Consider the following 12,496-nt stretch of genomic DNA (forward strand, 5'->3'; position numbering starts at 1 on the left):
CTGTTGAGCTGCGTTCTTTGCTCTGCCATGACCAACCGCCGCAGCTTCCTCACCCAGTCCGTCGCCGCTTCCACCGGCGTTTTTTACATCGCCAAGACTTCCTGGGCTCAGAAGAGTCCGGGGGACAAGATCAACACGGCCGTGATCGGCTTTGGCGGGCGTGGGGCGGGGCACATCAGCAGCTTGAAAGGGCTGGGCAAGGAGGGCGTGAAGGTGGCGGCGCTGTGCGATGTGGACAGCGGGATACTCGGAAAACATGTGCAGGCCTTTGATAAAGAGGGCCACAAGGTCCTGGCCTACACGGACATGCGCCGACTTTTCGAAAACAAGGACATCGACGCGGTGAGCATCGCGACGCCGAACCACTGGCATGCGCTGGCCTCCATCTGGGCGATGCAGGCGGGGAAGGATGTGTATGTGGAGAAGCCAGTGAGCCACTGCGTGTGGGAAGGCCGACAGATGGTGAACGCGGCCCGCAAGTATGGGAAGATCGTCCAGACAGGGACGCAGAGCCGGTCGAGCCGGAAAGGCATCGGCGCGGCGGTGAAATATGTGCAGGAGGGGAATCTGGGGAAGATCCTGCTGTCACGCGGGCTGTGCTACAAACGCCGCGCGAGCATCGGCAAGACGGAAGGCGAGCAGAAGATCCCGGACACGGTGGAGTATGATCTGTGGTGCGGCCCAGGCCCGAAAGGACCGCTGATGCGCAAGCAACTCAAGTATGACTGGCACTGGACCTGGGCCTACGGGAACGGAGATCTGGGCAACCAGGGGATTCATCAGATGGACATCGCCCGCTGGTTCCTGGGCGAGATGGAGATCTCCCCCAGCGTGTGGAGCGTGGGCGGTCGCCTCGGTTATGAAGACGATGGCGAGACGGCGAACACGCAGCTCATTTACCACGGCTACGAGAAGGCTCCGATGATCTTCGAAGTGCGCGGGCTACCTGAGAACAAGGACAGCAAGAACATGGACAAGTTTAAAGGCGCGGGTGTCGGCGTCGTGGTGGAGTGCGAGGGCGGCTATGTGGTGGTGCCGAACTACTCCAGCGCCATCGTTTATGACAAGGACGGCAAGGAGATGAAGAAGTTCGAAGGCTCGGAAGATCACTTCAAGAACTTCATCAATGCCTGCCGCAGCCGCCGGGTGGATGATCTGCACGCGGACATTTTGGAGGGCCACCTTTCCAGCGCGCTCTGCCACACGGGGAACATCAGTCATCGTCTCGGCCAGAAGGAAGCGCCCGAAGCGATCATGGAAAAGATCAAGGGGGACAGCTTTGCCAGCGATACCTTTGAGCGGATGAAGGAGCACCTGGGCAAGAACGATGTCGATCTGACGAAGGACAAGCTGACGCTCGGCCCGGTGCTTAAGATGGACCCGAAGACGGAGCGCTTCCTGGAGAACGATGCGGCGAACGCCATGCTGAAGGACAAGTACCGTGAGCCGTATGTGGTGCCGGAGATTGGCTGAGGCCTGAGCGAGGTGGCAGCGAAGGATGTCGTGGGTGATTTTTCACCCCGGCGGTGTGGGCTGGCGTAAATCGTCCGTTGACGCTGCGCCATCCTGCGCCACCCAAAGACGACCACCATGAAGATCCTCCGCCACTCTGATGCCGACTGGAAACAGACTCTCGCCTCCCTCGACCGCCGTGCCGAGGCGAGCGATGCGGTGCGCGAGGTCGTGTCCGGCGTGATCAAAGCGATCCGCGAACGCGGGGACGCGGCGCTGATCGATTACACGGCGAAGTTTGACGGTGCGCAACTGACGCCCGCGATGCTGCGAGTCACGGCGGAGGAGATCGAGGCGGCGTGGAATGCGGCTTCGCCCGAGCTGCGGGCAGCGCTGGAAGCCAGCCACCGGAACGTCTTTGATTTCTCCCGCAAAAGCATGCGCCAGGACTGGCACGGCCTGAATGAACAAGGCGGCGAGGTGGGCGAGGTGTATCACCCCTTTGAGCGCGTGGGCTGCTATGTGCCCGGAGGCACGGCACCACTGGTTTCCACCGCGATGATGACGGTGACGCTGGCCGCTGCGGCTGGCGTGCCGGAGATCGTGGTCTGCACACCCTGTGGCCGCGATGGCACGGTGAATCCCGGTTTGCTCGCGGCCCTGAAGCTCGCTGGCGCGACGGAAGTTTATAAAGTCGGCGGAGCCCAGGCCATCGCGGCGCTGGCTTATGGGACGGAGACGATTGCCCCGGTGGCGAAGATCGTCGGCCCAGGAAACAGCTATGTGGTGGAAGCAAAACGCCAGTGCCTCGGCGCGGTGTCGATCGATCTTCTGCCAGGCCCGAGCGAGGTGCTGATCCTCGCGGACAAGAGCGGCGATCCACGCTTCATCGCGGCGGATATTTTGGCGCAGGCCGAGCATGGCAAGGACAGCCAGGCGGGCTTCATCACCGATGACGCGGCTTTGCTCGAAGCGGTGGTGGCGGAAGTGGAGGCGCAGTGCGCGAGCCTGAGCCGACAGTCGCAACTCGGCCCGGTGCTGGAGAAGGGCGTGTTTCTCATCCTCACCGGGACGCTCGAAGAAGGCGCGCGGCTGGTGAATGCCTATGCGCCGGAGCATCTCTCTCTCATCACGGAACGCGAGGGCGACATCCTGCCGCTGATCCGCACGGCGGGGGCCATTTTCCTCGGCAATCATTCGCCGGTGGCGGTGGGGGATTTCCTCGCGGGCCCAAGTCACACGCTGCCAACGGGCGGCGCGGGCAAGTCCTTCCCCGGACTGACCGTGGACATGTTCCAGCGCCGCACCAGCATCATCCGCCTGAGCCGTGAGGCCTGCGCGAAGTCGGAGGCGGTGGTTCGTGCCTTTGCGGAAGTGGAAGGTCTGGACGCGCACGGACGCTCGGTGAGCATCCGCGGCGAGTGAGCCTTACTATAAGCGACGCGCGATCACGAAGGGCAGATTCAGCAGCGAATAGAACACCATGCTCAGCGCGATGAGGCTGGCGACATACCATGGCCATGGCCCGAGATGGTCCATGAGGCTGGCGTTCTCCGGCTTGTGGCAGAGGAAGGCGTAGTTCGTGTGAAGCAGGGCATTGAGCGAGCCAATCACGACCGCGTAAAGCATCGTCACCCCAAACATCCGCAGCACCGCTCCGGCACGCGGGGGGCATTTCATCGAGGACACCACATGCAGCGAAGTCACGACGACTCCCGCGTGCAGCAGGAAGAAGGCAAAGAAGCGCGGATCGGGAAAGTCCACCTTCAGATTCGGGGTGAGCAGACCTTGCAGTGTGCCTGCGAGACCAAAGAAATAAACGATCTCACAGGCCAGCCGATGCCTCGTCCAAAGGGCCACAGCACCACTGATCGAGGCGATGTCGCAGTAGTGGAGAGGCAGGCCGTTGTTGAGATCCAGATCCCCGGCCTGCCAGTGAAAAAAAGCCGAAGCAGGCCAGGAGAGAAGGAGCAGCGAGCCGAGCACACGCTCCAGAACCACCGCCACTCCAGGCCGCCAGCGACGCGCTGCGGCGAGGGTGAACCACAGGCAGACCGTGAGCAAAAGCACCGTCTGATGACTCGGGCTGAAAGCGATGAAGGGCGCAGACATGACGGGAATCGAGGATCAGAGTTTGGGTTCGTTGCCAGGCTTCCACTTGATGCCGCAGCCGCTGCTGGACCGCTGCGGATCGATCGGCGGTTCGCCTGCCAGCATCCGGCGCATCGCCTCACGCAAATCCGCTCCCGTGACGGGCTCGGAGTTCCTCGGACGGGAGGAGTCAAACTGGCCGCAGTAGGCGAGCTTCAGTTCGCCATCGAAGAGGTAAAAGTCCGGCGTGCAGGCAGCGACATAGGCATGGGCCACGCTTTGATCTGCATCGACGAGGTAAGGGAAAGCCCAGCCATGCTGCGCGGCGAACTCGATCATCTTTTCCGGTGCATCCGCAGGGTAGCGGTCGGTGTCGTTGGCGTTGATCGCCACCACGCTCACCCCCTGGGCCTCGGCCTCTTTGGCAAAGGCGCTCAAGGCAGAGGCGAGATGCACCACGAAAGGGCAGTGATTGCAGACAAACATCACCATCAGCCCACGCGGACCACGGACGTCGTCGAGGGTGAATCGTTCGCCATAGGCGTCAGGCAGGTCAAACTCAGGAGCGTGGGAGCCCGGCGCGAGAATGCGTGTGGAAAGTGTTTCAGCCATGCCGCTGCGTGTAGCGGGAGATGCTGAAGCGGACAAGCACGGATGTGGGAGGCGGAGGTAGAAGCCCACCAGACTTTGCAGTTCTTCCCGGCTTTTGTCTTGCCACTGTGGGAAGATTAAGAGACATTAACCAACATGAAGTGTCCGCATTGCAACTCCCCTCTCACGACAGGCCAGTCAGCCTGCACGAGCTGTGGGTTTTCAGCATCGGCCATCCGGGCCTACCTCGGCGCGGACTGGGTGCGGCTGGAGCGGGTCACCGATGTGGCCGGGCGCCTGAATCTGCGCGAGACGCGGCATCTGGAAACCGTGCTCGATGAGTTTGAGCGGCGCTTCCCCCAGTGCTTCATGGCAGCCTACATCGGCGTGCTGCCCGAGACACTGACGCTCACCGACCTGGGCTTCTGGTTGATCAATCACGGTGCCTTCCAGACGCACCAGATCTCCCGACGCAATGACTTTGCCATCGTGCTGCTGATCGACCCCCTGCGCCAGCAGGCCGGCTTCACCCTGGGCTACGCTTTGGAAAAAGTCCTGCCCGAGTCGGTGCTCCAGTCGATCCTGAAGAAGCTCAGTCGTCCGCTGCATCGTGGAGCCTTCGGGCAGGCCATCGAGCTGGCCAGTGCCATGATCGACAAAGCCCTCCGCTCCGCAGCAAGCCTGGAACCACGCCAGCCCGAGCGTCCGCCCGCGATGGTGGGAGACGCCTCCGATCTCGGTCTGCAAAGTCTCCGCCTTCCGACACGCCAGCTCACCCGTCCCCATGCAGGCCACAAATCATGACCGCCCATCCATCGGCGTGGTTTGGACGCTGCTCCTGACCATCTTTGGACTCGCGACTGCCGCCGCCCAGTCCGTGGAGGAAGAACTGCCCCTGCCCCGCTGGGAGAAAGATCCCCCGGTCGTGAAACCGGACGCCGGGAATCACTTCAATTCCCTGCTGCCAGCTGACCCGCTCCTCCCTGCCCTGCCCGAGCCTCAGAGCATGCTCCAGAGCGGGCCACGCCTCGGGGATGCACCGCCTTCCGTCATGCCCGGCTATGGTGATGTCGCCCCCATGGATCTCTCTCTTTTCCTGCACGGCAGCATCCTCCAGACAGAGAAAAGCCCGCAGTCAACGCACTCCCCGACTCCGGTGCTCGCCCTGCGTGATCTTTCCCAGGACATCACCCGCGCTCTTCTGGACGCTCCCTCCAATGACCTGCTGATCGACCCGCAGAACCTCGTGCCGGAAGTCACTCGTGGTGACGTGGAGCGGCTGCTCGCCTTTCACGCCGGAGAGTCCGCCATCCGCATCTACCTGCTCGTGATCGATGCGGATCAAAAGCTGCCCGACACCTTTGACCTCTCCCTCCTGGCCCACGGTGCCCTGAAGCGCCAGGCCTCCTGCCTCGCCGTCTATCCGCTCGGTGAACCCTGGCGCGCGCGCCTGCTTCTCTCTCAATCCGTTCACAGTGCAGGCACCTCCGCAAGTCTCGCGGACATGGCCGCCGACTGCATTCGCGACGCACAGCAGGTCAACGATGAAGGAGGTCAACTCCAGCGCTACGCCGTCCGGCTGTCCACCCGCCTTTTCTGGCTTCAGAAAACACTGCCCGGAACTCCCATCAAGACAGCCGACAGCACGCCCCGCCTGCTCGAAGTCGTGGGAGACAATGCCAGCCCGGTGCCAACCGCCGGAGCCATCGACATCCGCTTGTGGCTGGCGCTCGCCGCCACCGCCGTATCACTGCTCGCCTTGATCGCCATTCTTCTCCTCAAACGCCACCCCACATCCCGCAGAAGCCCCCCCACTTCTCACACATGGATTCTACCAGAACCTGAAGCCACTCCTCGGCTAGGAGGCGCTTTTTCTGGAGGAGCCGGGGCTGTCGTTTCGTTCAAGTCGTGAGTTCATGTCACGCGGCATGAATCATCCTGATCTTTCCCATGGGTTAGTTCGCGTCACATCCATTTTGCGCTCGCCCACCGTAACCCTTCCCTGCTAGATAATAGGCTCCCTGTTCTCCCCCCGACCTGCATGTCCAAAAACCTCAGTGCCCTCTCCTTCCGTAAAGGTGTCGAAAAAAATGTCTTCGAACGCATGGTCGATGCCGCCGACAAGGCTGGCACCGCCGAGAAGAATGATGTCGTCCGCCAGATGGGCGCGGAGCATCTGTTTGGCGACGCGGTGACGCTCGGCGCGGTGTCGTTCTACGATTTCCTCAAGAAGGAGAACGAAGGCAAAAAAGTGTTCGTCTGCAACGGTTCGGCCTGCCTTTGCGCCGGAACGCAGGACAAGCTCCACCACACGCTCGAAACACATTTCAAAAAGGAAGAGATCGGCCACATCTGCTGCCTCGGCCGCTGCCATGAAGGCGGTGCGCTGCAATACCAGGGCAAGAATTACTCCGGCCAGAGTGATGCCGCGTTGGGCGACCTTTTCAAAACCGACAAAGGCGATGCCGAAGACCGCTACGCCGTTGTTTCCCATCTCCAGCCTGCGCAGCTCACCGCTGAGTTCCCCGGCATCGACGCCTACTACGCGCCCTTCAAGAAACTCATCACCGAAGGAACTCGCGATGCTCTCGGCTCTGAATTGAAGGACAGCGGCCTGCGTGGACGCGGCGGCGCGGGTTTCCCGCTGCATTTCAAATGGTCGAGCTGCCGCGCCGCCGAAGGCGCGGTGAAGTATATCGTCTGCAATGCTGACGAGGGCGATCCAGGTGCCTACATCGACAAATACCTCATGGAAAAGCAGCCGCACAGCGTCCTGCTCGGCATGATGGTCGCCGGATGGTTCGCCGGTGCGGAAAACGGCATCCTCTACATCCGCGCCGAGTATCCCGATTCAGTCACGATCATCAACGAAGCCATCGCCGACCTGCGCGCGGCTGGCCTGCTCGGTCAAAACATCCTCGGCACTGGCTTCAACTTCATGCTGAAGTCCATCAAAGGCGCCGGAGCCTACATCTGCGGCGAGGAAACCGCCCTGCTCGCCAGTCTCGAAGGCCAGCGCCCCGAAGTGCGCACGCGTCCGCCGTTCCCGACCATCGAAGGCTTGTTCCGCAAGCCGACCATCGTCAACAACGTCGAGACTTTTTCCAACATCCACGCCGTTCTCACGCTCGGCGGCAAAGGCTACGCGCAGATCGGCACACCGCAGTCCACGGGACCGAAGCTGCTCTCACTCGACTCCCATTTCGTGAAGCCCGGCATCTACGAAGTCGCCATGGGCACGCCGCTGCAAACCGTCATCGACCTCGCGGGCGGCTTCAAATCGAAGATCAAAGCCATCCAGATCGGCGGCCCGCTCGGCGGGCTCATCCCGATGAGCCACATCAGCCAGCTCACCGTTGATTTCGAGAGCTTCAAGAAAGCTGGCTTCCTCCTCGGCCACGCCGGTGTCGTCAGCATCCCGGAGTCGATGCCGATGATCGAATACATCCAGCACCTCTTCCAGTTCACCGCCGACGAAAGCTGCGGCAAATGCTTCCCCTGCCGCCTCGGCAGCACCCGTGGCAAAGAGTTGATCGCCAAAGCCCGTGGCGACAGCAGCTACAAGATCGATCGCGAACTCATCACCGACCTGCTCGACACCATGGAGCAAACCAGCCTCTGCGCCCTCGGCGGTGGCGTCCCGCTACCGATCAAGAATGCGCTGGAGCATTTCGGCGCAGAATTAAACGACTACTTCAAAAGCTAACTTCTGTCATGGTCAGCACCGCAGACAGCACCGTCACTGCGAACTCGCTCCGCGAGAAGGCGCAGCCTGTCATCGCGGAAGCGACGCGCCGGCTAGTGGCGGAGTTTCATCCTGAACAAGTTTGGCTTTTTGGCTCTTATGCCTGGGGGGAGCCGACGGAGGACAGTGATCTGGATTTGCTAATGCTTGTTCTGGATGAAAGCCAGACATCCATCCAGCATCTGCGGCAGGCTCGGAGATGCTTGCGCGACATCGACATGTCGAAAGATGTGTTGATCCAGTCTGCGGCGTCATTTGATCGCTACAAGGACGTGAGATCCTCGCTGTCTCATAAAATCGCCGAGGAGGGGCTGCTGGTCTATGGCGGTAACTGACCTCAAACTCGTCCAGGCGTGGCTGTGGAAGGCAGCGCATGATCTGGCAGCCGCAAAAAAACTTTCGGGCGAGGGTGATCCGCTGGACGCAGCTATTTATCATTGTCAGCAAGCTGCCGAAAAGGCTGTGAAAGCCTATCTGTCACATGCAGGAGCACCGATCGAGAAAACCCATGATGTCGAGCGGTTGATCAAGATGGCGGCGAAACATCTGCCAGAGTTTTCCAAGTGGCTTGATGAGGCGGAGATCATCACACCCTACGCGACTCGATTTCGCTACCCGATGGAGGATGTGCCGATGGAGCCTGAGCGCTCCGAATTCGAGGAAGCACTGAATGCCTCCCAACGCCTTTTCGATTTCGTCCTCTCCGTACTTCCCACGGAAACGCATCCAGTTTAAACTCCCTCAGTCTATCTCACCATGGTCCAAGATCTCTCCACCCTCACCGCATTCATCGACGGCGAACCGCTCCGCTTCGAGTCCGGCGAAACGCTGCTCAACTTCATCGACCGCCACAAAGGGCGCGGCTTTGTGCCGACGCTTTGTGATGCGCCGCAGCTCGAGCCGTATGGCGCATGCCGCGTTTGCTCGGTGGAGGTGGCTTTGCAGGCCGATGGGCCGCGTCGCGTGGTGGCGAGTTGCCACACGCCTTTGGCGGCGGGCATGCATGTGTTCACAGAATCGCCGAAAGTGCGGAAGCTGCGCAAAAACATCGTCGAGCTGGTGCTCACGGACCATCCGCTGGACTGCCTGACCTGCGAGGTGAGCGGAAACTGCGAACTACAGACCGTGGCGGCCAAGGTGGGCATTCGCGGCGTGCGTTATCCGGCGGGGGCGAATCATCTCGACCGTGCGAAGGACCATTCGCATCCTTACATGACCAGCGAGCTGTCGAAGTGCATCAACTGCTCCCGCTGCGTGCGTGCTTGCGATGAAATCCAGGGCCAGCATGTGCTCTCGATGCATGGTCGCGGCTTCAACGCGAAGATCATCAAGGGTCTCGACCAGTCCTTCGCGGACTCGGAGTGCGTGAGTTGCGGTGCTTGTGCGCAGGCCTGCCCGACTTCGGCCATCAGTGACGTGTTCTTCTCGAAGTCCATCGAGGCGACGAAGAAGACCCGCACGATCTGCACTTACTGCGGCGTCGGTTGCAATCTCAATGTGTCCACGAAGGGCGATCAGGTGCTCAGCATCCAGGCTCCCGTCGATGCGGAGGTGAATCATGCGCACACCTGCTTGAAGGGCCGCTTTGCCTTCAAGTTCTACAATCACAAGGACCGCCTGCGCAAGCCGCTCATCCGTCAGGCGGATGGCAGCTTCAAGGAAAGCACCTGGGACGAGGCTTACGATCACATCGTGGCCAACCTCACCCGCATCAAAAACGAGCACGGCGGCAACGCGGTCGCCGGCATCTCCTCCGCACGCTGCACGAACGAGGAAAACTACCTCATGCAGAAGTTCATCCGCCATGTGATGGGCACGAACAACATCGACTGCTGCGCTCGCGTCTGCCATTCGCCGACCGCCTGGGGCATGCAGAAGTCCTTTGGCACCGGCGCAGCCACGAACAGCTACGAGGACATCGAGCACACCCGCTGCATCATGGTGATCGGCGCCAATCCGACCGAGGGCCATCCCGTCACCGGCGCACGCCTGAAGCAGCACATCATGAAGGGCACGCCGCTCATCGTGATCGACCCGCGCAAGATCGAGCTCGTGCCTTATGCCAAGCATCACCTCCAGCTCCGCCCCGGCACGAACGTCGCGCTGCTGAACATGTTCGCCCGCTGCATCCTCGATGCCGGATTGGTGAAAACCGAGTTCGTCCGCAAACGCTGTGAGAACTGGGAGGAGTTCGAAACCGGCCTCAAAGCGCTCGATTTGGCCGAACTGGAAAAAATCACTGGCGTGCCGCTTGAAACCGTCCGCGCTGCAGCTCTCGAATACGCCAGCGCAGAGGCCGCGATGAGTTTCCACGGCCTCGGTGTCACCGAGCACGAGCAAGGTGCCAAAACGGTCATGCTCATCTCGAATCTCGCCATGATGACCGGCAACATCGGTCGTCCCGGCGTCGGCGTGAATCCGCTGCGCGGTCAAAACAACGTGCAAGGTGCCGCCGACATGGGCTGCCAGCCGCATCAAGGCGCAGGCTACTTTGAGATGAATGATCTCGAGGTGCAGAAACGCTACGCCGACTTCTACGGCACACCCACACCCACCGAACCCGGCTGGAAGATCCCGCAGATGTTTGATGCGGCCATTGAAGGCAAATTGAAGGCCCTCTGGCTCATGGGCGAGGACGTCGTGCAGACCGATCCCGATGCGCATCACGTCCGCCACGCCATGGAAAGCCTGGAGTTCCTCGTCGTGCAGGAGATTTTCATGACCGAGACGGCCAAATACGCCAGCGTCATCCTCCCCGCGTCCTCCTTCCTCGAAAAGAGCGGCACCTTCACCAATGCCGAGCGTCGTGTGCAGCGCGTGAACGCCGCCGTGAAACCCCTCGAAGGCACCAAGCCCGACGGCCAGATCATGTGCGAAGTTTTGCAGCGCTTCGGCTTCCCGCAGGCCGATTACACGCCCGATGGCGTGCTCGCCGAAGTCGCCGCCATCGTGCCCTTCTTCAAAGGCATCACCTGGGCCAATCTCGACATCAACGGCAAGCAATGGCCCGTGCAAGAAGGCGGCGTGGACACGCAAATCCTCCACCAAACCGAGTTCAAGCGCGGCAAAGGCCACTTCCATTACTTCGACTGGAAAGAGTCCACCGAACTGAAGACCAACGGTGCCGAGTTCCCCTTCATCCTCACCACCGGCCGCATTTTGGAGCACTACAACTGCGGCACCATGACCCGCCGCACCGGGAATAGCGAGATCGTCGTGCAGGACTACCTCTCCCTCAATCCCGCCGACGCCCAGCGCAAATCCATCCGCACCGGCGACCGCGTCCGTCTGAGCAGCGCCCGCGGCGAAGTCGAACTCGAAGCCCGCGTCACCGATGAAGTGAAGCCCGGCATCCTCTACACCACCTTCCACTTCCCCGAAGCCATGGTCAACAATGTCACCGGCCAAGGCTGCGACGCCGACACCATGTGCCCCGAATACAAAGTCATCGCCGCCGATGTCGAATTCGTCAGCTCCGGCAAGCCGAAGAAAAAGCGGATGATGGAGATGGGGTGAATTCGCAATGAACTCGAATGGCTTGCGTCACTCACGACCAAGGCCTGACATCCGGGGGGAAGCGAGCAGCATAGGTTCTGCTCACTTTCCTTGGGCCGGAACAATACCAATCACCTTATTGCTCCACCTGCACATCAGTCTTCCCAGACTTTGAGCAACTCGACTTCAAAGATGAGAGCTTCGTCGGGGCCGATGTCGAGACCAGCTCCACGGGTGCCGTAAGCAAGATTGGAGGGGATGAAGAAGCGGAACTTGGAGCCTTCCTTCATGAGTTGAAGACCTTCGGTCCAGCCTTTGATCACGCGATTCAAGGGAAACTCGGCGGGCTCGCGGCCGGCGAGGTAACTGCTGTCGAATTCGACACCGTTGAGCAGTGTGCCACGATAGTTGACGACGACAGTGTCAGTCTTCTTTGGGCTCTTGCCACTGCCTTCGCGGAGGATGAGGTATTGCAGGCCGGACTTGGTGGTGACGACATCGGGCTTAGCTGCGTTTTCAGCGAGGAAGGCTTGGCCGAGAAGGAGTGCTTGGGAAGGCATAAAAGAGGCGCGTTTTATGGATGGCCTCGTGGGGTCGGGCAAGTAGGAATGCTTTGCGTGTGTGCCTGGATGGGAATCGCTTGTGCTCACATCGGCTCCGGTGTCTCGTCAGCATCTATGAGCCAGCCTGCCTGCCCGATGTGTGAAATGAATGATGTTTTGGACCATGCCGACCGCTATGAGTGCATGACCTGCGGGCACGAGTGGACGAAGGAGGCTACAGCCGACACACCTGAAGCAGAACGAGTGGTGAAGGATGCCTACGGCCATGTCCTCGTGGACGGGGACATCGTGGCCATGATCAAGGATCTGAAACTCGGCGGCACTTCCCAGGTGCTGAAGGTGGGCACGAAGTCCAAGCCTATCCGTCTGGTGGACGGCGACCATGAGATCTCCTGCAAGATGGATGGTCTCGCCATCGCCCTGAAAGCCATCTATGTGAAGAAGGTGAACGTGGCGGACTAAATCAGGCGAAGACTTCGGTGATGACCTCGCCCTTGTCACCGACGGTGAAGGGGCGGTTGCTGGGGGACATGACGACTTGATTCACGTCCATGCCCAT

The 12,496-nt window shown here is 60.8% G+C and carries 12 protein-coding genes; 9 read left to right on the forward strand and 3 right to left on the reverse strand.

The features are described from left to right. Positions 1–27 precede the first annotated feature (27 nt). Positions 28–1,473, forward strand: coding sequence for a Gfo/Idh/MocA family protein (locus tag AC6FTP_RS22470; protein ID WP_497209150.1), 1,446 nt, complete (start codon positions 28–30; stop codon positions 1,471–1,473). A gap of 117 nt (positions 1,474–1,590) precedes the next feature. Continuing rightward, complete coding sequence (gene hisD / locus AC6FTP_RS22475) at positions 1,591–2,877, forward strand: histidinol dehydrogenase (RefSeq protein ID WP_497209151.1); 1,287 nt, start codon at positions 1,591–1,593, stop codon at positions 2,875–2,877. Positions 2,878–2,883: 6 nt separating this feature from the next. On the opposite strand, the gene AC6FTP_RS22480 is transcribed toward hisD, so the two are convergent. Continuing rightward, positions 2,884–3,564, reverse strand: a complete 681-nt coding sequence (locus tag AC6FTP_RS22480; RefSeq protein WP_497209152.1) for a YwaF family protein — start codon at positions 3,562–3,564, stop codon at positions 2,884–2,886. A 15-nt stretch (positions 3,565–3,579) separates the two neighbouring features. After that, positions 3,580–4,155, reverse strand: a complete 576-nt coding sequence (locus AC6FTP_RS22485) for a thioredoxin family protein (RefSeq protein WP_497209153.1) — start codon at positions 4,153–4,155, stop codon at positions 3,580–3,582. 135 nt (positions 4,156–4,290) lie between these two features. Between AC6FTP_RS22485 and AC6FTP_RS22490 the strand changes: the two genes are divergently transcribed. From AC6FTP_RS22490 to fdhF, 6 genes are all read left to right on the forward strand, one after another. Next, positions 4,291–4,938, forward strand: coding sequence for a TPM domain-containing protein (locus AC6FTP_RS22490; protein ID WP_497209154.1), 648 nt, complete (start codon positions 4,291–4,293; stop codon positions 4,936–4,938). Beyond that, on the forward strand, positions 4,919–6,046 hold the full coding sequence (locus AC6FTP_RS22495) for a hypothetical protein (RefSeq protein WP_497209155.1): 1,128 nt from the start codon (positions 4,919–4,921) through the stop codon (positions 6,044–6,046). Before AC6FTP_RS22490 ends, AC6FTP_RS22495 begins: the two co-directional genes overlap by 20 nt. Positions 6,047–6,175: 129 nt before the next feature. After that, positions 6,176–7,840: an NADH-ubiquinone oxidoreductase-F iron-sulfur binding region domain-containing protein gene (locus AC6FTP_RS22500; protein WP_497209156.1), complete on the forward strand. Its 1,665-nt coding sequence runs from the start codon at positions 6,176–6,178 to the stop codon at positions 7,838–7,840. An 8-nt stretch (positions 7,841–7,848) separates the two neighbouring features. Further along, positions 7,849–8,214, forward strand: a complete 366-nt coding sequence (locus AC6FTP_RS22505; RefSeq protein ID WP_497209157.1) for a nucleotidyltransferase domain-containing protein — start codon at positions 7,849–7,851, stop codon at positions 8,212–8,214. Beyond that, positions 8,201–8,614: a HEPN domain-containing protein gene (locus tag AC6FTP_RS22510; RefSeq protein ID WP_497209158.1), complete on the forward strand. Its 414-nt coding sequence runs from the start codon at positions 8,201–8,203 to the stop codon at positions 8,612–8,614. Before AC6FTP_RS22505 ends, AC6FTP_RS22510 begins: the two co-directional genes overlap by 14 nt. Before the next feature lie 21 nt (positions 8,615–8,635). Beyond that, the gene (fdhF, locus tag AC6FTP_RS22515; RefSeq protein WP_497209159.1) at positions 8,636–11,395 is read left to right on the forward strand and encodes a formate dehydrogenase subunit alpha; all 2,760 of its coding nucleotides are present in this window, start codon (positions 8,636–8,638) and stop codon (positions 11,393–11,395) included. 134 nt (positions 11,396–11,529) lie between these two features. Here the strand turns inward: fdhF and AC6FTP_RS22520 are convergent, their stop codons facing one another. Next, positions 11,530–11,934: an FKBP-type peptidyl-prolyl cis-trans isomerase gene (locus tag AC6FTP_RS22520; RefSeq protein WP_497209160.1), complete on the reverse strand. Its 405-nt coding sequence runs from the start codon at positions 11,932–11,934 to the stop codon at positions 11,530–11,532. Between the two features lie 117 nt (positions 11,935–12,051). Between AC6FTP_RS22520 and AC6FTP_RS22525 the strand changes: the two genes are divergently transcribed. Continuing rightward, on the forward strand, positions 12,052–12,399 hold the full coding sequence (locus AC6FTP_RS22525) for a zinc ribbon domain-containing protein YjdM (RefSeq protein ID WP_497209161.1): 348 nt from the start codon (positions 12,052–12,054) through the stop codon (positions 12,397–12,399). The last annotated feature ends 97 nt before the right edge of the window (positions 12,400–12,496 follow it).

Source organism: Prosthecobacter sp. (genome assembly GCF_044378005.1).
In the GTDB taxonomy this organism is placed as follows: Bacteria; Verrucomicrobiota; Verrucomicrobiia; order Verrucomicrobiales; family Verrucomicrobiaceae; genus Prosthecobacter.